The sequence below is a fragment of the Paenibacillus anseongensis genome (assembly GCF_009757995.1).
GTDB classification, from domain to species: Bacteria; Bacillota; Bacilli; order Paenibacillales; family NBRC-103111; genus Paenibacillus_E; species Paenibacillus_E chondroitinus.
In genome coordinates this window covers 14,489-35,650 of sequence record NZ_WSEM01000026.1, presented here as the reverse complement: position 1 = coordinate 35,650, position 21,162 = coordinate 14,489, and the positions used below count along the sequence as shown (strand labels likewise).

17 protein-coding genes are annotated in these 21,162 nt (G+C 47.3%); 13 read left to right on the top strand and 4 right to left on the bottom strand.

The window, feature by feature from the left end; genetic code table 11:
• Positions 1 to 237 precede the first annotated feature (237 nt).
• The 5 genes from GON05_RS27945 (at position 238) to GON05_RS27925 (ending at position 7,459) form a co-directional block, all read left to right on the top strand.
• Positions 238 to 1,095, top strand: a complete 858-nt coding sequence (locus GON05_RS27945) for a carbohydrate ABC transporter permease (RefSeq protein WP_157323827.1) — start codon at positions 238 to 240, stop codon at positions 1,093 to 1,095.
• 66 nt (positions 1,096 to 1,161) lie between these two features.
• Positions 1,162 to 2,742, top strand: a complete 1,581-nt coding sequence (locus tag GON05_RS27940) for a type 2 periplasmic-binding domain-containing protein (protein ID WP_157323825.1) — start codon at positions 1,162 to 1,164, stop codon at positions 2,740 to 2,742.
• A gap of 87 nt (positions 2,743 to 2,829) precedes the next feature.
• Positions 2,830 to 5,082, top strand: coding sequence for a helix-turn-helix domain-containing protein (locus tag GON05_RS27935; RefSeq protein ID WP_157323823.1), 2,253 nt, complete (start codon positions 2,830 to 2,832; stop codon positions 5,080 to 5,082).
• The gene (locus GON05_RS27930) at positions 5,079 to 6,026 is read left to right on the top strand and encodes an ABC transporter permease (protein WP_157323821.1); all 948 of its coding nucleotides are present in this window, start codon (positions 5,079 to 5,081) and stop codon (positions 6,024 to 6,026) included. The genes GON05_RS27935 and GON05_RS27930 overlap by 4 nt, the downstream gene beginning before the upstream one ends.
• A 47-nt stretch (positions 6,027 to 6,073) precedes the next feature.
• Positions 6,074 to 7,459: a sulfatase family protein gene (locus GON05_RS27925; RefSeq protein WP_157323820.1), complete on the top strand. Its 1,386-nt coding sequence runs from the start codon at positions 6,074 to 6,076 to the stop codon at positions 7,457 to 7,459.
• A 238-nt stretch (positions 7,460 to 7,697) separates the two neighbouring features.
• Here the strand turns inward: GON05_RS27925 and GON05_RS27920 are convergent, their stop codons facing one another.
• The 4 genes from GON05_RS27920 to GON05_RS27905 form a co-directional block, all read right to left on the bottom strand.
• Positions 7,698 to 8,723, bottom strand: coding sequence for an ABC transporter substrate-binding protein (locus tag GON05_RS27920; protein ID WP_246239521.1), 1,026 nt, complete (start codon positions 8,721 to 8,723; stop codon positions 7,698 to 7,700).
• 500 nt (positions 8,724 to 9,223) lie between these two features.
• Positions 9,224 to 10,237 (bottom strand): TIGR03943 family putative permease subunit, encoded by a 1,014-nt coding sequence (locus GON05_RS27915; protein ID WP_157323819.1) that lies wholly within the window; start codon positions 10,235 to 10,237, stop codon positions 9,224 to 9,226.
• A gap of 26 nt (positions 10,238 to 10,263) precedes the next feature.
• Entirely contained in the window at positions 10,264 to 11,277 is a 1,014-nt protein-coding gene (locus GON05_RS27910) for a permease (protein ID WP_157323818.1), read from the bottom strand.
• Positions 11,278 to 11,296: 19 nt separating this feature from the next.
• The gene (locus GON05_RS27905) at positions 11,297 to 12,316 is read right to left on the bottom strand and encodes a CobW family GTP-binding protein (RefSeq protein WP_157323817.1); all 1,020 of its coding nucleotides are present in this window, start codon (positions 12,314 to 12,316) and stop codon (positions 11,297 to 11,299) included.
• A 290-nt stretch (positions 12,317 to 12,606) separates the two neighbouring features.
• On the opposite strand from GON05_RS27905, the gene GON05_RS27900 reads away from it, so the two are divergent.
• The 8 genes from GON05_RS27900 (at position 12,607) to GON05_RS27865 (ending at position 21,154) form a co-directional block, all read left to right on the top strand.
• A complete protein-coding gene (locus tag GON05_RS27900; RefSeq protein WP_157323816.1) occupies positions 12,607 to 13,314 on the top strand; it encodes a metal ABC transporter ATP-binding protein in 708 nt (235 codons plus the stop codon).
• Positions 13,260 to 14,147 (top strand): metal ABC transporter permease, encoded by an 888-nt coding sequence (locus tag GON05_RS27895; protein ID WP_157323815.1) that lies wholly within the window; start codon positions 13,260 to 13,262, stop codon positions 14,145 to 14,147. The genes GON05_RS27900 and GON05_RS27895 overlap by 55 nt, the downstream gene beginning before the upstream one ends.
• Before the next feature lie 39 nt (positions 14,148 to 14,186).
• Complete coding sequence (locus tag GON05_RS27890) at positions 14,187 to 15,131, top strand: metal ABC transporter substrate-binding protein (RefSeq protein WP_157323814.1); 945 nt, start codon at positions 14,187 to 14,189, stop codon at positions 15,129 to 15,131.
• Between the two features lie 13 nt (positions 15,132 to 15,144).
• Positions 15,145 to 16,419 (top strand): GTP-binding protein, encoded by a 1,275-nt coding sequence (locus tag GON05_RS27885; protein WP_157323813.1) that lies wholly within the window; start codon positions 15,145 to 15,147, stop codon positions 16,417 to 16,419.
• Between the two features lie 346 nt (positions 16,420 to 16,765).
• Positions 16,766 to 18,361: an ABC transporter substrate-binding protein gene (locus GON05_RS27880; RefSeq protein ID WP_157323812.1), complete on the top strand. Its 1,596-nt coding sequence runs from the start codon at positions 16,766 to 16,768 to the stop codon at positions 18,359 to 18,361.
• The gene (locus tag GON05_RS27875; protein WP_397370502.1) at positions 18,349 to 19,377 is read left to right on the top strand and encodes an ABC transporter permease; all 1,029 of its coding nucleotides are present in this window, start codon (positions 18,349 to 18,351) and stop codon (positions 19,375 to 19,377) included. Before GON05_RS27880 ends, GON05_RS27875 begins: the two co-directional genes overlap by 13 nt.
• The gene (locus tag GON05_RS27870) at positions 19,374 to 20,201 is read left to right on the top strand and encodes an ABC transporter permease (protein ID WP_157323811.1); all 828 of its coding nucleotides are present in this window, start codon (positions 19,374 to 19,376) and stop codon (positions 20,199 to 20,201) included. The genes GON05_RS27875 and GON05_RS27870 overlap by 4 nt, the downstream gene beginning before the upstream one ends.
• A gap of 35 nt (positions 20,202 to 20,236) precedes the next feature.
• Complete coding sequence (locus tag GON05_RS27865; protein WP_157323810.1) at positions 20,237 to 21,154, top strand: ABC transporter ATP-binding protein; 918 nt, start codon at positions 20,237 to 20,239, stop codon at positions 21,152 to 21,154.
• Positions 21,155 to 21,162 lie beyond the last annotated feature (8 nt).

Here is a 21,162-nt window from a genome sequence, read left to right as displayed (position 1 = left end):
GTAAGATTAATTTTAATTTATCGTTTGCTCATTTCATTTATTTTACAATCGAGAACGGCGTGCTGTTTTTTTTGATTTTTAATAAAACCTTGATAGGACAAGCTTTTCGGGCGATTAATTCAAATTTTAATCATTAGTACAAAAACTAAATATATATTCATACACGCATTTTATACATAATTAAATTAGTCGGAATTAGCCGAATGACAATAGCGTTTTACGGAGGAGAGCTAGCAGATGAGTTCAAAAGGAGGCAACCTATTTTCAATTTTCAATATCATTTTTTTAATCGCGTTAACCCTGGCCACTCTCTACCCGATGTGGCGGGAAGCGGCTGTGTCCTTCAGCGGTATGGAGGAGGCAATGAAAGGCGGCCTATTTTTGTGGCCAAGAGATTTTACTACGGATGCTTACGTCAACATCTTGCATTCCCGGTATTTATGGCTTGCGTATGGCAACAGTTTATTTATTACAGTGGTTGGCACATTCATCGGCGTATTTCTGACGGCGGCAACGGCATTTCCCCTCATTAAACAAGACTTGCCCGGTAAAAAGTGGTTCGTTCTTCTTATTTTATTCACGATGTTGTTTAGCGGTGGCATTATCCCTACTTATTTACTGGTAAAAAGCGTTGGACTTATCAACTCTTTGTGGTCGTTGATTCTGCCGACGGCGATATCGGCGTATAACGTCATCGTTATGATGAGCTTCTTTCGGACGCTCCCCCGGGAGTTGGATGAATCGGCAACCATGGATGGGGCTCACGCCATTCGTATTTTTGGCAGCGTTATTCTCCCTCTCTCGAAACCGGTGCTCGCAACAATTGCCTTGTGGGAAGCGGTCGGGTATTGGAACAATTATTTGCAGGCGCTTTTTTATCTGAATGACAAAAGCAAGTACGTACTTCCCGTTCTTCTCCGGGATATTATCAACGGGCAGACCATCGCCCAAATGACGGGGGAAAGCACGGGTTCCTCGACGGAATCGGTCATTGCAGCAACGACGATTATGGCGGTGCTTCCGATCCTTATTGTTTATCCGTTTTTACAAAAGTACTTCGTACAGGGGACCTTGATCGGTTCGGTTAAAGCTTAAGATAAGCTTCGGATTTAATATTATTGTTGAGTAAATTGAATAGATTGTACAGGAGGGGACAATTCCATGTCATTTCATACATATAAGACGGTTCTTATCTTAACTATAGCAGCTAGCCTTACGGCCGCGTGCAGCAGTAGCCCGGCGTCCGAGAACAGCGGGTCGACAAGCGCGCCTAGCGCAGCAGCTCAGCCAAACAATGCTTCAGGCGGGGACTCTGCCAAAGTTACATTCAAGATTTTCCGCAACTTCCAAGCACCTGAATACCCGGCAGATGGCGGGCCAGCGAAGCAAAAGGTGTTGGCAGCGCTGGATCAAGCGGGAATCAAAGGGATTGATTACAACATTTCCATGGCTTCCGGGGATGAGTACAAGACCAAGCTGAACTTACTTGCTTCTTCCGGTGACCTGCCGGATTACTTTAGTGTGCCGGATCTCCTGACACTGAATCGGTTGACAGATGAAGGCTTGATTTTGCCATTGGACGATTTGTTAAAGAATGCGCCTAATGTTACGAAGTTTCTGAAGCCTGAGGATTTGGACATTCTTAAATACAAAGGCAAGTTGTACGGTTTACCGCCTGGTTATCGCCCGGAGACCTTCAATGGACCTAACGTGAACGGGCTGCTCATACGCCAGGATTGGCTCGATACACTCAAGCTGAAAACGCCGACCACGTTGGATGAGCTTCATGACGTGCTTAAGGCGTTCACGTTTAATGATCCGGACGGAAATGGGAAAAAGGATACATTTGGCATTACGACTAATAAGCTTCTCGGAGCCGGAGCCAATGGGAATTATTTCAGCACGGTGTTTGGTGCTTTCGGTGTCGTTCCGACGTTCTGGCAAGAGCGTGACGGACAATTGAAGCAGGGAATGGTCTTGCCCGAAACGAAGCAAGCGCTTGCTTTATTGCAAAGCTGGTACAAAGAAGGCATTATCGATCCGGAGTTCCCTATTATGGAAGCGAAGCAAATGAATGAAAAGATCATTAACTCCAAAGCCGGCATTTTTGAGGGAACAGCCTTCGATGCTGATCCTACAGGAGCCAACTATAGCGCTCTGAAGAAGACCGTTGCGACAGCGAAACTTTCCTTCCTTGCACCTCCTGCCGGCGCGAGCGGGAAAAAAGGAGCTGCCGAGAATTCGCCAGCCTATAGCGACATTCGGGCGATTTCGGCCAAAGCCAAAAATCCGGAGAAGCTGATGGAGTTGATTAACTGGTCAGCAGGCCCAGGCTTTGATCTGGTCACTTACGGGATCGAGAATGAGGATTATCAATTCGATAAAGACAAAAACAAAATTAAGCTGCTTGTGCCGAATTATTCCGAGCTGTATAAGAAAGGGTATTCGAATCCAATTCGCTTCCTGCAAGTCGTAGACCGCCGTTGGTTAACGGACGAAGCGACAGCGGCGATGACCATTTCCAATGACCCTCAGAATCTGGTTCACAACAAGTTCTGGAAGAGCGTGCAGGCCATGAACGACTACCCGGATATCAAAAAGCTTTGGGATGAATACTTCGCCAAAATTGTCACCGGCGCCTGGTCCGTCGATAAATGGGATGAACTAGTCAAACGGTATTACCAAGAAGGCGGGCAAGAAATTGAGAAGCAGGTTAACGCGGAATGGAAGAAAGCGAAATAGTCGGTACGTAAACACAGGACGACGAATCGAATCGTGCTTGAAACAGAGAGGGGACTGTCTATGTTTAATAAAATGCTCGTATCCTATATGACTATCATAGTGATCCTCATTTTGGCGGTCGGTTCGTCGTATCTGATGATTGTTTCCCACGATATCAAATCCGAGCTTGCGCGTTCGTCTCAGAACGAAATCTCGGGCATGATGAAGCATGCCGAATCATTGATTGAGAATATCGAGCAGCTGTCCTTGCAAGTTTCTCTGAAGCCAGGAGTCAATGAGGCGCTAACGAATCCATATCCCTTTTCCATTTTGCAATATGGAGCATTAAAGAATCAGTTGAAAGACGAAGTGAATTCCAACAATCTCTTATATTCCATCTATTTGTATTTTCGCCTTAACAACCGGATTCTCACGACGAATGAAGGCATCTATGCCCTGGATCAATTTTTTGATAAGCAAATCATTACGACAAACTTTGAAGCCGGCAGCAGCAAAGGTTATCAGATGCGCAGTCTGAAGGATACATCACCCTCGGAGCCGGTTGAACTGCTTACCTTTCACAGGCTAGTACCTTTGACCGCCAAAGAACCTCTTGGGGAACTCATTCTGAATGTGAAGCGTCAAGCGTTCTTCGATGCCTTGTTTCGCTATGCGAATGTGGATAGCAGTAAAATGATGATCATGGACAGCGAAAGTTATGCCATTCTTTCAGAAAATAATGCCAGAAGCAAAGCATTCACGATGGCTTTACAATCTCTGAAGGCGGGACATTCACTGTCCGATTCCTCAGGGATGGTGAAAGTACAGGGGGAAGATGAGACCTATTTCCTCAGCTATGCAAGGTCTGATACGACCCCATGGATAGTTGCAGAACGCATTCCCTACTCGGTTTACCAAGCTGCCTGGAAAAGTAAGGTGCATGCTGCAACTCAGGTGGCGGCAGTCATTATTTTGATCAGCATAGCGCTTGCATGCCTCTATAGTATTCGCTTCACCAGACCATGGAAAAACATGGTGAGGGACTATGTCGAACAGCAGGCGGGGCACCCGGGGAACATGGTGAAAAAGGATGAAAGCCAGCTGATCGCCGAGGCGATCCGGGAACTCGTATCAGAAAACCGCTACATCAAACAAACCTTGGAGCAGAGTAAACCGATCATCCGGTTCCGGTTGATCTATGACATTTTAACCAATCGGGTGTTCGAAACCTCGGTGATGGCGAATCGACTTCAGCATCTTGGCATTGTATTCCCCCATTCTTATTACGCTGCCATCATTGTGCGAGCAGACATGCAGCCATTGGAGGACCAGGAAGACTACAACGAAATCCGCTTGCTGCTGTTCAGTACCATCGAGAAAGAACTGAGGAGACGCCTGTTTGTTGTTGGGACCATACTAGAAAACCATCAGTTCGGGTTTATTTTGAATGTCCCTGTTTCTACTTACATAACTCAGCTAAAACTGGAACTGGCTGCTTGCTGTCAGGCAGCGAACCGGATCGGGCAGGAGGAATTCGGAATTACCCTGCAGATTGCCCTAGGTGGCATTTATTCGTCAATGAACAGTTTGAACAAGTCGTACCACGAGGCCAAACGTGCGCTGCACAATACGGCTTGGACGTACCAAACCGATTGTGTCTTTTTCGAAGATACGGCGGATTCCAGAAAATGGAGTTATCCACTGGCCATACAGAAAGAGCTGCTGCGTCGCCTTAAGTCGGTAGATAGAGAGTCGGCCAAGTTGTCTCTCGACGAACTGTTCGACCGTTATATGGTCGGCAAATCTTATACCCGAGATGAAGTGCAAGACACCATTACCTTGATGATGGGCGCGATCGTACAAGAGCTGTATGAGGATGGTTATTCGCTGGATAAGGTCCATTTACGGTTCCAATCCGTCAGTGAATGCGAACATATTGGTCAAGTGAAGGAGCTGTTCTATGGCTATATCACCGACATCATGAACCTGCTTGAACAGTTCCAGGATAATAAAATGAGCAATGCCTACATTAGCAAAGCAATTGACTATATGCAGGCCCATTACGATCGGATCGAATCCATTGCTGATATTGCCGAGCACGTCGGTGTCAGCTCCAGTTACTTAAGCCGAATGTTTCGTGCGGAGACCGGGAAAGCACCGCTTGATTATTTGACCCGACTGCGCATTGATAAAAGCAAGGAGCTGCTATTCGTAGGCAATTGCCAATACTCGTTGCAGGAAATTTGTGGTCAGATCGGTTACCACGATGTGCAGAGCTTCATCCGATTTTTCAAAAAATGGGAAAAAATCACGCCAGGTGAATACCGCAAGCTTCAGTTAGAAAAAGGAGGTGCCTTATGAGCAGTCAAGCGAGCCATCCAAAGCCTTCTGTTTTAGGTACAAAAGCAGCGCCAACCAGCTCTTTTATTCGCAAGCTGCTGAAGTATAGATATTATTACGCGTTGCTGCTGCCTGGCCTTATTTATTTTATTGTATTCAAGTATATTCCGATGGGCGGCGTTATCATTGCTTTTAAAGACTATAAGCTAACGCAGGGGGTAATTGGCAGCCCTTGGGTGGGGTTAAAGTGGTTCCGTATTCTTTGGTCAACAGGGGATTTCTGGAATGCGCTCTACAATACGTTACTCATAAGTTTTTATAAGCTGATTTTCGGTTTTCCTGCGCCAATTGCTCTTGCCATTTTGCTGAATGAGGTCATCCATCGCAGATTCAAAAGGATCATTCAGAGCATTTTGTATTTCCCGCACTTTTTATCGTGGATTGTTCTGGGAGGCATCTTGTTTGCTATTCTATCGCCGGGAACGGGCTTGATCTCGTGGTTAGGGTTCAGCAGTTCCCCGCTAATGCAGCCGGAGTCGTTCCGCTCATTGCTCGTCGTCTCGCATATTTGGAAGGAAGTGGGCTGGGGGACGGTCATTTATTTGGCGGCGATTGCAGGAATTAATCCGGAAATGTATGAAGCAGCACGCATGGATGGCGCCAATCGCTTCCGGTTAATCAGCCACGTGACGCTTCCGGCGATATCAGGGACGATCGTGATTATGCTGATACTCCGAACAGGGCAAATTTTATCCGCAGGATTCGATCAGGTCTTTATTTTATCTAACGATGTTGTGCTTCATGTTGCGGATATTTTGGATACGTATGTCTATCGTGTCGGGCTCAGTTTGGGGCGGTTTTCGATTGCGACTGCCGCAGGATTATTTCAGTCCTTGGCCGGTTTGCTGCTGCTGCTGTTTACCAACTGGCTGGCGCGCCGATTCAGCGATCAAGGATTATGGTAGATTGCAAGAGAATATAGTTAGGGATCAGATGAAGGAGGCGTGATGTTATGGGAGAAAAGGGAGCCGTACGTCCGAACGTTATCGTATTTTTTACCGATCAACAAAGATGGGATACCACAGGGGTGCATGGCAATCCACTGGGGCTTACCCCGAATTTCGACCGAATGGCGGTCGAAGGTACGCATGTGTATCATTCGATCACCTGCCAACCGGTATGCGGTCCCGCTCGGTCCTGCCTGCAGACCGGCAAGTATGCAACGTCTACAGGCTGTTACCGCAACGGGATTCCGCTGCCTGCTGAAAGCAAAACGTTAGCCCATTATTTCCGTGATTCAGGATACCATACGGGGTATATTGGCAAATGGCATTTGGCTGGTACGGAACCTGTACCTGAGGAACAAAGGGGGGGCTATGAGCATTGGTTAGCCTCTAATGTGTTGGAATTTTCCTCCGATGCATACGATACGATCATGTACAATAATGATAATGAACCCGTTAACCTGCCGGGTTACCGAGCGGATGCTTTAACGGATGCAGCGATCCAATTTGTACATAAGGAGCAGAAACGGAACCGTCAGGAGAAGACAGAAGATCCGTTCTTTCTATTCGTGTCCTATATCGAGCCTCATCACCAAAATCATCTGGACAATTATCCGGCTCCAATCGGGTATGAGGATCAATATAGCGGACGTTGGATACCGCCGGATCTCGCTGCTCTCGGTGGAACTGCCCATCAGCACTTAGGCGGTTACTACGGGATGGTCAAGCGGTTGGATGAAGCGCTGGGCCGCCTGATTGATGCATTGCGGAGCCTGCAACTACTAGACAATACGATCGTGTTGTTTACCTCCGATCATGGTTGCCATTTCAAGACGCGTAATTCTGAATACAAGCGTTCCTGCCATGATAGCTCGATTCGAGTTCCAACGGCTTTGATAGGGCCAGGCTTTCAGGCAGGAGGTAGAATTCAGGAGCTGGTTAGCTTGCTGGATCTGCCGGCTACCCTGCTAGACGCAGCTGGTATTCCTGTACCGGAAAGCATGCAGGGGCGTTCCATCTTGCCTTTGGCGCAAAAGAAAAGTGTGGATTGGCCGAAGGAAGTGTTTTTGCAAATCAGTGAATCCGAAGTAGGCCGGGCGATACGGACGAATCGGTGGAAATACAGCGTTCATGCGCCAGACAAAAATGCTTGGAATGATGCGGCATCGGATGTGTATGAGGAGCAGTTCTTATACGATCTTCATGCGGACCCGCATGAGTTGAGCAATCTCATCGGCGTGGAAAGCTACGCAGCCATTACGGCTGAACTGAGAGAGCGACTCCTTGCCCGCATCGTTGAAGCAGGTGAAGAGGAGCCGGTGATACGCCCTGCCAAAGCTAGAAAGCTGGAGCAGAGAAGGATCTCGGTTGCGGAAGTAAGAGTGCCGCTATAAAAAAAGATTTATTCATGTATATTTAATTGAATTCGGGGAATACTAGCTTTTATTGCGTGAAAAGCGGAAAAGAAAGAGAACCTGTTTACCGGATAATGTTCGCTTAGAAAAATGATATCCAAATTGGAATAAAAATTGTATGAAGTATTGCCTGCAGCATGGTTAAATTCTACTGCCACATCAAACGCAACAAAAAAAAGAAGCTGGGATCTATGATCCGGCTTCTTTTTTCTTTTTCTTACTTTTTAAGAAAATACTTTTCCAGGTCATCAAGCAGTAAGTTAGCCGCTTTAATGCCACCGGCTGTATTCCAAATGGCGTCGCTAACTTGTTGCACATTGCCTTTTTTAACTACATCTAAATTTTTCCATAGAGGGTCGTTTAGCCACTCCTGCTCAATTTTGCTGCCTTCGCCTTTGTCATTCTCATAGGTGAAATAGAAAAGCACGTCGCCGTTCATATCCGGAATTCGTTCTTTTTGCACATCATCTGCGAATTTTTCTTGATCTTGCGGTGCTGGACGCTGGAAGCCGAGCTTTTTCAAGACAACGCCGGAGAATGTATCTTTCATATAAATCCGAACTTTACCTGGCATGAAGCGAACGATGGATACTTTGGTATTGAGTTTGTCCCCAGCTTTTTGTTTGAAAGCCGTAATGCGATTTTCGAAATCACCGATGATTTTATCGCCTTCGGCCTTTTTATTCAAAGCTTCCGCGTACACACGATAGTTAATTTGCCAGTCGCCCATAAGCTTTTCGGAAAATACAGTTGGCGCGATAGCGGACAGTTGTGGATAGACCTTCTCTTGACGCAATTTATTGCCGATGATGAGATCTGGTTTGAGGGAAGCAATCAATTCCAAATTGGGCTGATTCTCGTCACCTACGACTGTAACACCTTGCATGTCAGCCTTAATATGCTCATACCAGTCACCCGTACTTGTAAAAGATTTTACAGCTCCGACAGGTTTAAGACCCAGGCTTAGAACGGCCTCTGTTCCTTCGTTCGTCAGAACGACGACCTTCTTAGGTGTTCCTGGTATTTTCGTTTCACCCATGGCATGTTTTACGGTGTATTCTGTAGAGCTGCTCGGTTGTGCGGACGGTGAAGGTGCAGGCGAATTACTTGCTCCTGTCTTATCTGTCGTTTGGGAAGTTGGTGCTTGTTGTCCGCAACCTGCCACAATGAACACACAGGCTGTGATAAGGATTAGCGCCATACTCCTGAAATTGCGGAACATCTGGACATTTCTTCGTAACATTGATCTCTGTACCCCCTGCTGAAGATGATTATTATGAGAATGATTATCATTTTCGTGTCTAATTCTATTCATTATGGGGCAGATTGTCAAGGTACAATTGGTGAAATCGGCATGGGGATCAAGCGTGGAGTGGGACTGACCGCCGTCATACGCCGACTTCCCAATGCGTGCCGATGATTAGCGCGCGTGTTGGGAAATCGACGGTAGTGCATAAGTATTGCTCGCCAGAGCGGAGTTGTGCCGGATAATTAGCAGGGGAAGGGAACTAGAAGGCGCTATTTTGCTCAAAACTGTTCATTTGATTCTGCCAAGGGAACTGTGGTTCACTATTTCGCCGTTGCTGGCGGAAACTTGGGGGATTGGGGCGAAATAAGACCCTGTAGTTCTCCACCAACTCGCAAATCGAGCTTTTGGGTTAAATAAGGGACAGGAGTTCCCCTAAAAACCGGGCAGGGCAAGTTCGCTCAATGAAGCTCCTTGAGCGGGCAGAGCAAGATCAATCATTGAAGCTCCTTGAGTGGTTCAAAATTAGGATAAACATACGGCGAGCTGGGCGCTGCGATTTTATCAACTTGCATGGCCTTGATGATGAAAATATCATTGCCATTGTAGCTGCCATTCTGAACAGTCCCCGTGACTTTGACCCACATGTCCTTGGGGTAAGTTGCCGCAGTGGGGAAGTCAATCATAACGCCGTAAGGAGTCGCATCCGCGGAACAACAGCTAACCGCAAAGCGGCCAACGACAAACTGGTTGCTGGCCATATTGTCTTCCCGATAAACGAAGCCGGTGAGTTCAATTTTTTTACCGATAAAATTATTTTTGAATAAGTCGATCGAGGAGAGAATCTCCATATAAATCTCCGGTTTCACGACGATGGTATCTTTTTTATAAAGGATCATGCCGATTTTGGAAAAGTCTTCGTCCCACTCCTTGTCCGCTTGAAATAATTTCTGCAAGTCCGCATCCGTGTTTGCGGGAGCCGGCATCTTCGTACTCGGAATGGAGGCTGCAGAGGCTGGATCAGTCGCTGTTGTCGCTGTCGTTGCTTTCGATGTTGATGTCCCTGTAGTTCCTGTCGTAGTTGTCGGTACCTCCGTTGTTGTCCCTGTAGTCGCTGTCGCCGTAAGACTCGATTTGGAAGCAGAAAGATTCATCCCTTTGGTAGCGACCATCGTACTGCTCAATGCCGTATCCGGAGGCCCAAAACCGATGAACAACGGTATTATCAAAAGTCCGTACGCCAGCGTATTCCGTAAAACGGAGCGGGAAACGGGCTGTTCACATTCACAGGTGACAGGCTTTCCCCAATAGGCGCGCAAGGCCATGTAACCTTGAAAACAGGCAATGATATACAGGACAACGGAAGCCATTTTCACATAGATCATCATGCGCGGCGCAATGTAATACGTAAGGGCATCCGATCTGGAAAGGACTACAATATAGCTTGAGATTCCCAATAGAATTGCTGTGCGTAAGAAATAATGAAAACTGATGATGCGAGCTTGACTCAATTTTATTCCTCCTTGGAAGCCGATTTTTATAAGAAATGTTGAGCGAGCAGCGAGCAGCTGAGAACCGTAATGACAATCAAGATCGAAAGCAGAAGGACAAATTTAGATTTAAAAATGGAAAGCAGCATGAGCGTGCTTTTGAAATCCAGCATGGGCCCAAATACCATGAAGGTTAGTAGAGATCCGGACGTGAACGAAGTCTGAAAAGAGGAAGCGACGAAGGCATCCGAGGTCGAGCATAGCGAAAGAATGTAGGCAAATCCCATCATAAACACATGTGAACTGATCGGACCCTGACCTATTGCAAGGAGGCTTTCGCGCTGCATAAAGATTTGAATCAGAGCTGTAAGCAGGGAACCGAAGATCAAATATTTGCCCATTTCGAAAAATTCATCAGAGGCATGTACGAAAAAGGTGTTTATTTTGCTTGCGAAGCCTCCCCCTTGATGCGAATGGCCTTCCCAATCAGCTTGATTTGAGAAGTTAGCGCGGCTGTTGCGCAGTGGATTGCTTTTGACAAATCGATAGAGGATGAGGCCGATGATTACAGCGGCGGCAAAAGCTAGTCCTATGCGGGAATAGGCCATAGCAGGGTGATTTCGGAAGGCCATGAAGGTGGCTGCAAACACAATCGGGTTAATAATCGGACCGGTCAGGATGAAAACAACGGCTATGTAAACAGGCATTCCTTTGAGAATAAGCCTTCGTACGACAGGGATCATACCGCATTCGCACATGGGGAAAAGGATACCCAGCAAGCAGGCAAACAAAATGCCGAGGATAGGGTTCTTTGGAATAAAGCGACGAATTGTTTGTTCGGATACAAAGGTTTGCAGCAGCGATGAAAGCAATACACCTACCAATATGAAAGGGAGGGCTTCTAACAGGATACTTATAAAAATAGTTTTAAATGCTTGCATAGACTCCGTTTGCAGGATTTCCGGCAGCGATACATTTTTGTTCCAAAAGATGAGGACGAGAAGGAGGAAGATGAGGGCGGTCATGAGATGCATACTCACTCGAAATACGGTGTTCGGCATTAGAAAAGGCTCCTTCCTGTTATCTCGTTTGAGAGTCATTCAGCCGTTTTGTCCAGTCATCTTCGAGCAATTGTACGTCCAAATCAAGCCCTATGAGAACCAGATAAGGAGCTTCTTGATACGCAGCAGGTTGCCAAGTCGTACGTTTGCCTGCAAATTGCAGCAGGAAAGCTTCGCGTTTGGTGCCAATTCGTAAATAACCTTTGGCGCGAAGCAGTGATTTTCCCCATTTTCCCAAGTAATGTTCCACAAGACTTTGAGTGACCACAACATCATGTCCAATTGAAATGGCGAGTGTTTGAACACGTGAGAAAGAAGCGGTGTGCTTGGAAGCTGTCCGCGGTTCTTGTACAGCTTTGACTACGCGCATGTTTATACTTTTACTCAAAGTAGGTGTGGCCCGGGGTTGCGATTGTCTGGGTGGGAGGCTGCCGAAAAGCTTTTCTAAATCCAGTTGACTGAATGTCGTAGGCAGCAACAAGGCTTGACTGTTGAATTTGCGAACCGTTTTCTCGATAGACTTCAGCTGCTTGTCTGAAATGAGATCGATTTTGTTCAGTAGAAGAAGGTCGGCAACTTCGATCTGTTTTCTAAGCGTATGAACGAGCTCGCGATCTGAAGCAAAAATACTGTTGTAATCAAGCACATGCTCGGCATCAAGAACCGTGATGGTCGAGTGAAGTTTTACATGAGGCAGCAGGGCAGGTTCTGTTAAAGCATCGACGATTTCTTCGGGGTTAGCGACACCGGTCAACTCGATGAGAATGACATCCGGCTTACGTGCTATTAGTTGTTTGAGCGAATCTTGGATATCGCTTTTTTTGGTGCAGCAGATGCAGCCATCCAGCAGTTTCGCCAGAGGAAGGTGTGGAGAAACGTCCAACAGCAGATGCCCATCGACATCCTGTTTCCCTAATTCATTCATTAAAACTGCTGGCATGAGGTGATAGGCGGCAGCTTCTCGGAGCATGCGAAGAAGCAGAGTCGTTTTGCCGCTGCCTAGAAATCCACTCAGTATGATCACAGGCACTTTATTCATAAGGAGATTCCCTTCTCTTTTAAGTGTAATGTTTACGAATTAGATTGTAGTACAAATAAGGGATAGCTGCAAGATAAGCTTTTAAAATGCAAGAAAATGAAAGGGCAAGAAAATAGGCATCTGGTGATTTCGGTGTTGACAACGTCTTTTTAACAGGCTATATTTGTCGAAGTAATAGTAATTATTACGATTTAATGATTCGGTTGCCATCACTATTACATGTATAAGCAGGTTCATCTTTTTTTATTAATGTTTATTCGTAATTTTTACATGTAGGGAGGATTGTAAGTATGTTAGTGGCTTCTTTGAAAGCGGTGGAGTTCGGATATAACGATATTCCCTGTATACAAGATGCGAATGTTGAGATTCAATCCGGTGAGTTTGTTGCGGTTACAGGTCCCAATGGCGCAGCGAAGTCTACCTTGCTTAAGCTCATGTTAGGCTTGCTTGAGCCATGGAAGGGGAAGGTGTTCTTATCGACAGCGAATGAAGAGGGCAGAAAGCTGAAAGTGGGCTATGTATCGCAGCAAATCTCAGCGTTCAATAGCGGATTCCCAAGCACAATCCTGGAGTTTGTCCGTTCAGGCAGATACGCGAGCGGCTCCTGGTTCAGAAAGCTGTTGAAAGAAGATGACCGTTTGACAGAGATTGCACTGCGGCAGGTGGGCATGTGGGATTTGCGTAAGCGCAAAATAGGGGAACTCTCTGGCGGACAGAAGCAGCGGATATGCATTGCCAGAGCTCTCGCGCAGGAGCCGGATCTGCTTGTGCTAGATGAGCCTACGACAGGAATGGATCAAGATAGCCGGTGCGGGTTCTATCAACTTATGCATCATCAAGTCAAAGTTCACGGACGCACAGTCATTATGGTGACGCATAATCTTGAAGAAGCAGCCCCTTATCTCAATCGCATTATTGAACTGGAAAAAAAGGAGGATGGCGGATGGAAATGCTGCACTACGACTTCATGCAGCGGGCATTTTGTGCCGGTGGGTTAATCGCGATCATAGGTTCCATTCTAGGAGTGTATCTGATGCTTCGAAGACAAGCGCTTATGGCGGATATGCTCTCGCATGTCTCCTTGGCGGGCGTAGCGGGAGGTGCTTACTTGCATATCAACCCTACTTTATCCGGATTCGTTGTGGCAACTTTGGGGGCGATCGCTGTTGAATATGTGAGAAGGTCCTATAAATCCTATAGTGAGATTTCAGTTGCAATCATCATGGTTGGCGGCTTGTCTTCCGCTGTCATCATCATGAGCCTTAATCCAAATGTAAATAAGGGTTTTTCCGCTTATTTGTTCGGTTCCGTCGTTGCCGTCAATGAAATTGAGCTGCTGCTCATGTTCCTTGTTGCCATCATAGGCAGTCTCTTCTTCTTCGTATTTCGCCGGCCGTTGTATCAAATTACGTTCGATGAAGATACCGCGAAAACGAATGGATTGCCGGTAAGGTGGATCTCCCTTGGCTTTAGTGTTTTGACGGGCATGATCGTGGCCGCTGCCATGCCGATTGTCGGCGTGCTCCTCGTATCCGCGCTTATTATACTTCCAGCGGCATTAGCAATCCGGATTGCGCCCAGCTTTGTTTCATCCCTTTTTATCGCCATGGGGATTGGTTTGGTTGGTGTTTTTTCAGGCCTTACAGCTTCCTATGAATTAAGCACACCGCCTGGCGGAACCATTGCGATTCTTTTATTAATCGTCTTAATCACCGGCTTAAGCATCAAAAAGCTGATCATCAAGTTCAGCAAAGTCAACAGCCGAAAAAATCTTCAAGCCGAACAAGCGGCATTCAGCGCTCTGCTTCCATCTTCACAGGAGTCTGCTTAATGCTTATCATCTCATATCTATTTGGAGGAATTAACGACAATGAAAAATTCATGGATGGCAAAATCACTCGTATTCACTGCTGTATCAACACTCATTTTATCAGGCTGTGCAGCCCAGTCCTCGGGCACAGGCAAACTTAACGTCGTCACCACCTTTTATCCGATGTATGAATTTACCAAGCAGGTAGCTGGGGAGCATGCAGACGTTATCGCTTTAATACCTGCGGGTAGCGAGCCTCATGATTGGGAGCCGAGCGCCAAAGATATGAAGAAAGTGAGCGATGCCGATGTGTTCGTTTTTAACGGGATCGTCGAAGGTTGGGCCGAACAGGCGCTTGCGAGCGCAGGCAATTCAAAGCGGGTTGTTGTGGAAGCCAGCCGAGGCATCGCGTTGATGGAAGGGTTGCCGGAAGAAGAAGAGGAACACAAGGATGAACACAAGGAGTCTGCTGACGGTAAAATCCTTGATCCACATGTGTGGCTAAGCCCTGCTCTCGCTCAAAAAGAGGTGGAGTCCATTGTGGCTGGGTTGACCCAAGCGGATCCAGCGCACAAAGAGGACTATCGGAGGAATGCCGATGCTTTTATCGCAAAGCTCAAAACCTTGGATGAGTCCTTCCGTACGGGGCTCAACAATGTGAAACAGAAAGATTTCGTGACACAGCACGCTGCATTCGGTTATCTGGCCAAAGAATATGGATTGACGCAGGTGCCAATCGCGGGACTCTCGCCGGAAGAAGAGCCATCCCCGGCTAAAATGGCCGAAATCATTGATTTTGCCAAACAAAATCAAGTCAAAACGATTTTCTTTGAAACATTGGTCGATCCGAAAGTGGCCCAGACGATTTCCAAAGAAATCAATGCAAAAACGGATGTGCTGAATCCATTAGAGGGCTTGACGGACGAAGATAAGAAGCAAAATTTGGATTACATCGCGATCATGACCAAAAACCTGGAAGCACTCAAGAAAGCTTTGAATGAATAGGAGATGAATGAACATGAGAGATCATAGAACAGATCATAGAACAGACCATAAAACAGATCATAAAACAGATCATAAAACAGTTCATAAAATACCAGTTACGGTTTTGAGTGGGTACTTAGGAGCCGGTAAGACCACCTTGTTAAATCATATTTTACATAATCGGGATGGCTTGAGAGTGGCTGTTATTGTCAATGATTTAAGCGAAGTGAATATCGATGCCGGGCTTATTCGTGAGGGGAATGGGCTATCTCGGACGAATGAGAGTCTGGTTGAAATGTCCAATGGCTGCATTTGCTGCACGTTGCGGGACGATTTGCTAAGGGAAGTGGAACGGCTTGCCAAAGATCATACATTTGACTATATCCTGATTGAGTCAACCGGGGTCGGCGAACCGCTGCCAGTAGCTCAAACGTTCACCTACATTGATGAGGAACAGGGTATAGATCTCTCCAGTTTTTGTCGGTTGGACAGTATGGTGACGGTTGTGGATGCTTACCGGTTCTGGACCGATTATTCTTCAGGCGAAACGCTGCTGGAACGGAGTCAAGCCGTTGGGGAAGATGACACAAGAGAAGTGGTGGATCTTCTGATCGATCAAATCGAATTCTGTGATGTGCTGATTATGAATAAATGCGACATGCTGGAGGAAGAAGAGCTAGATGAGCTGGAAGGCGTTCTTCGTTTGCTGCAGCCAAGAGCCAGGTTTATTCGCTCTGTTCATGGGCAGGTGGCGCCAGCGGACATACTGAACACGCATCTTTTTGATTTTGAAGCGGCTAGCACGTCTGCAGGCTGGATGAAGGAGTTGGCGAAGGAGACGCATACTCCTGAAACCGAGGAATATGGTATCTCTTCCTTTGTGTACGAAAGAGTTCGGCCTTTCGAGCCTTCCCGACTGATGAGCTGGATGGCAGAATGGCCAGCAGAAATCGTGAGAGCCAAAGGAATTATGTGGCTCGCTACCCGGAACGATCATGCTCAAAACTTGAGCCAAGCAGGCCCATCTGTTCGGTTCGGACCTGCGGGATATTGGATAGCGGCGCTTCCGGAAGAGGAAAGAGACGCTATTCTTGAGGAGGAGGCAGACCAGATCCCGCATTGGGATGCTGCATACGGGGATCGAATGAATAAGGTCGTGTTCATTGGGATTGAGATGGATCGAGCTGATATTACGGCTTCGCTGGATGGTTGTTTATTGACCGATGATGAGATGCTCAGCGATTGGCATCAATTTGATGATCGCCTGCCAAATACAGTGACGGAATTCGAGGATGCTATGGAAGCATAGTTGTGGTGGGAACTAGGGTCCGCTATTTCAGTGAAAGGTACCAGCGCCACGTGGAATGGGAACTACGTTCCGCTATTTGGACCAATTCCAGCTGAACAATGCACCGTGGTGGACAAATAGGAGCCTGTAGTTCCGCTCGGGTAGCAAGCAGCTCATCTTCCCCAAAAATAAAGGACGCCAGTTCCCTTTTGCTACGAAATCGGCCGGATTCCGGCTCATTTTCGGAAAATTGTGGAGGGGCGTATGTGATTTCGATGAAATGAATAATGACTAGTCGTCATTTTTGTGCTACTATTTCAATTAATCGTGCTACTGCACACGTGAACATTGAAAGGTGGGAATAAAAATGAAACATCGACTAGTCATTTTTTTGATTTTGATCGTCACCATGATTTGGATTAGCGGCTGTTCGGTGGAGAAGCCAAAACCGATGGCAGAGGCCAACAAGAAAGAGCTCGTTCTCGCTATCGGAGGGGAGCCTGAAGCAGGCTTTGATCCAACGACGGGGTGGGGGCGATACGGTTCGCCGCTTTTCCAAAGTACGCTGCTTAAGCGTGACAGCAATTTGAATATTACAAATGATCTCGCCACGGGTTATGAGGTTAGCCCGGATGGCTTGATCTGGACCGTGAAGCTGCGCAAGGATGTCAAGTTCAGCGATGGTCAACCGTTAACGTCAGATGATGTCGTATATACCTATCAAACCGCTGCGTCGAGCGGATCTTCCATTGATCTGAGCAATGTCAAAAGTGCGGAAGCTCCTGACGAGACAACCGTCAAGTTCACACTGAAAGAACCGCAATCGACGTTTACGCAGATGCTTGTTGCAACCGGCATTGTCCCCAAGCATGCCCACGGCAAGGATTACGCCAACAAACCGATCGGTTCCGGTCCCTACAAATGGGTCCAATGGGATAAAGGGCAGCAGCTGATTGTCGAATTGAACCAAGACTACTACGGGAAAAAGCCGTTTTTCGAAAAAATCACCTTCCTTTTCCTAGGGGAAGACGCTGCTTTTGCAGCGGCCAAAGCAGGAACGGTGGATATGGCGGCGATTCCTGCGGCTTTTAGTAAGCAAACTGTGAATGGTATGGAGTTACAAACAGCAGCAACCGTGGACAATCGGGGCATCATGTTTCCTTATGTGAAATCCGGAGAGAAAACGAAAGACGGTTACCCGATCGGCAACGATGTCACTGCGGATGTAGCGATTCGTAAGGCAATTAATCTAGCGCTCGATCGAAAAGCATTGGTTCAAGGCGTTTTAGAAGGTCACGGCACTCCTGCTTACACCTTAAATGATGGACTTCCTTGGTTTAATCCTGAAGCTGTTTTTGCTGACGCGGATATGAATGCAGCGAAGAAAATGCTCGCAGATAACGGTTGGAAAGACACCGACAATGATGGCGTTGTTGAAAAAGGAACACTGAAAGCAGTGATCAATCTGCTTTATCCTTCCAGTGATGTCACGCGTCAATCGCTTGCCATTGCATCGGCAGATATGCTAAAGCCTCTGGGCATTCAAGTGAAAGCCGAAGGTAAAAGCTGGGACGACCTCGAGAAACAAATGCACGCGAACCCTGTTCTTTTTGGATGGGGAAGTCAAGATCCCTTGGAGATGTATAACGTTTACAGCAGTAAATATGGTGGAGTGGACTATTACAACCCGGGGTACTACAGCAACGCGAAGGTTGAAGGCTATATGAGTCAAGCTTTAAAAGCAACAAACGAAAAAGAGGCATGGGGCTTTTGGAAAAAGGCGCAGTGGGATGGTGAAACCGGATTAAGCACGTTAGGCGATGCACCCTGGGCATGGTTGATTAATCTGGATCATCTGTACTTGGTGAGAACAGGACTTGATATCGGCAAGCAAAAAATCCATCCACACGGACATGGCTGGCCGGTAACGGATAACATCGAGGAATGGCAATGGAAATCATAGAGCGGGAATTCTCTAACTTGACAAGGGTCAGCCGGATGCTGGCTCCGTTCCTTTTACGAAAAGGACTGGGGTTGATCCTGCTGTTGCTTGCCGTGAGCGCTATTTCTTTTCTATTAGTTCACTTCTCACCTATTGATCCGGTTCAGGCTTATGTTGGTGCCGATATGATGAAGGTAAGCGCTGAACAGAGAGAGATGATCATGCAGTACTGGGGACTCAATGAACCGCCGGTAACACGGTATTGGAATTGGCTGTGTGCTGTGGCAAGCGGTGATTTAGGAACGTCAATGATCTACCGGAGGCCTGTGCTCGAAGTGATTGGCGAACGATTTGCTGCCTCTCTTGCTCTGATGGGGATTGCTTGGGTCCTATCCGGCATCATCGGATTTGTTTCTGGTGTTCTAGCTGCTATGAATCGGAATACTTGGATCGATCGTCTGATTCGCTGGTATTGTTACACGCTATCCTCGACGCCTACTTTTTGGATTGGCTTGCTGTTCATGCTCGTTTTTGCGGTATGGTTGGGATGGCTGCCTGTTGGTTTGGCTGTTCCTGCCGGGGTTACTTCTGAGGAAGTCAACCTGCTCGATCGAATTCGCCATATGCTGCTTCCGGCATTGACACTTAGTGTAACCGGAGTTGCAGCAATCACTTTGCATACGCGAGAAAAACTGGTTGATATTACAAACAAAGACTATTGGATATTTGCAAGAGCGAGAGGGGAGCGGGGGTTTCAAATTTTTTGGAGACATGGGCTTCGGAATGTGGCTCTGCCTGCAATCACGCTACAATTTGCTTCATTTAGTGAGTTGTTTGGCGGAGCGGTTCTTGCTGAGCAGGTATTTTCGTATCCTGGGCTCGGGCAGGCGGCGGTGGAGGCAGGGCTCCGAGGCGATGTTCCGCTTTTGTTAGGCATAGTTTTGTTCAGCGCTGTGTTCGTGTATTCAGGAAATGCAATGGCTGATATGAGTTATCGCCTGATTGATCCCAGAATGAAAGAAGGCGGTAAACCATGAGATGGCTGCATGATCGTCATAAGCTTGCGTTAACCTCGGTTGCTGCTATGCTCGTCTTATTTACCATTTTCGCTATGTCTGTAGGGATGGATTCCTCAGGCTTGTCTACTAGCTTGAACCAACGTAATTTCGCGCCGTCAGTTGCCCATCCTTTTGGGACGGACTGGTTAGGAAGAGATATGTTAACACGCACGATCAAAGGATTGGCGCTTAGCCTTAGGGTCGGTGTTGTTGCTGGAGCTTCAAGCGTCATCATAGCGGGGATTATGGGGCTTGCGGCAGCCGTTATGGGAAAAACGGTGAATCGACTAGTGAGTTGGCTGACGGACTTGTTTCTCAGCGTCCCGCATCTTGTAACGCTCCTCTTGATTGCTTTTGTTGTAGGTGGAGGGGCTAAAGGTATTATCATCGGTGTCGCACTAACGCATTGGCCTGCTTTAACAAGGGTCATACGTGCTGAGGTGATGCAGATCCGCTTCGCACCGTATGTTTCCATATCGCGTAATTTCGGAAAATCCAGTTGGTGGATTGCGACAAGGCATATCATCCCGCACCTGCTGCCCCAGCTTTTGGTCGGGCTTATTTTAATCGTTCCGCATGCCATTTTGCATGAGGCTGCCGTTACCTTCATAGGGATGGGACTTTCCCCGCATGAGCCGGCGATTGGCATTATTTTATCCGAATCTATGAGGTATTTATCTTCCGGCATGTGGTGGCTGGCGTTGTTCCCTGGCTTGTGCTTGCTACTGTTGGTTCGGGCTTTTGCCATGTTGGGAGAGAACTTGAAGACGTGGGTAGATCCCAGACGCGCACATGAGCATTAAACACATTTTAAGCTTGAAAAGAGGGATTCAGTTTGATGTTGGAGGTTAGTGAACTATCGATCAGCTTTAATACGTTGGATCGCCACTTTCGCCCTAAAAAAACGGAAGCCATACATAAATTGGAGCTTTCGATCGATGCCGGAGAAATTCTAGCTGTCGTAGGTTCCAGCGGTTCCGGCAAAAGTCTACTGGCTCACGCTATTTTGGGCATTCTTCCCGGCAATGCTCAAGTTAAGGGGACAATTCGCTTTAAAGGGGAGAAACTGACTGCTGAAAGGCAGGAGGGTTTGCGTGGGAAAGAAATCGCGCTTATTCCTCAGTCTGTGCAGTATTTGGATCCCTTAATGCGTGTTGGCGATCAAGTGAGACAAGCGGTTCGGCGAGGAAATCCGGCCGAGCTTCAGCGAAAAGCTTTTAGCAAATATAAGTTATCGGACTTTGTCGCCAAACTGTTTCCCTTTCAACTTTCTGGAGGTATGGCGCGAAAAGTTCTCGTCTCAACCGCAACTGTAAGCGGAGCTCAGTTGTTGATTGCGGATGAGCCCACTCCAGGCTTAGATGCGCCTTCTATGAGTGAGACCTTAAGCCGATTCAAGCAGCTGGCTCAGGAAGGTTGTGCGGTCATGCTGATCACACATGACATTGAAGCAGCTTTGACGGTAGCCGATCGGATTGCTGTATTGTATGCCGGGACCGTAGTTGAAATTGCACCCCGTAGCGATTTCACAGGGGAAGGGCAGAGGCTGCGGCATCCGTATACGCAAGCGTTATGGAGAGCGCTCCCGGGCAACGGATTTAATCCTTTACCCGGGGCTCAACCGCTGCCGGATGCTTTGCCGACAGGCTGCGTTTTTGCTCCACGTTGTTCTATGGCCACCTCGGAATGTGAACAACAAGCTCCTGAGTCGCGCACGGTAAGAAGCGGAAAGGTTAGGTGCATACATAGTGCTTGAGGGGAAGT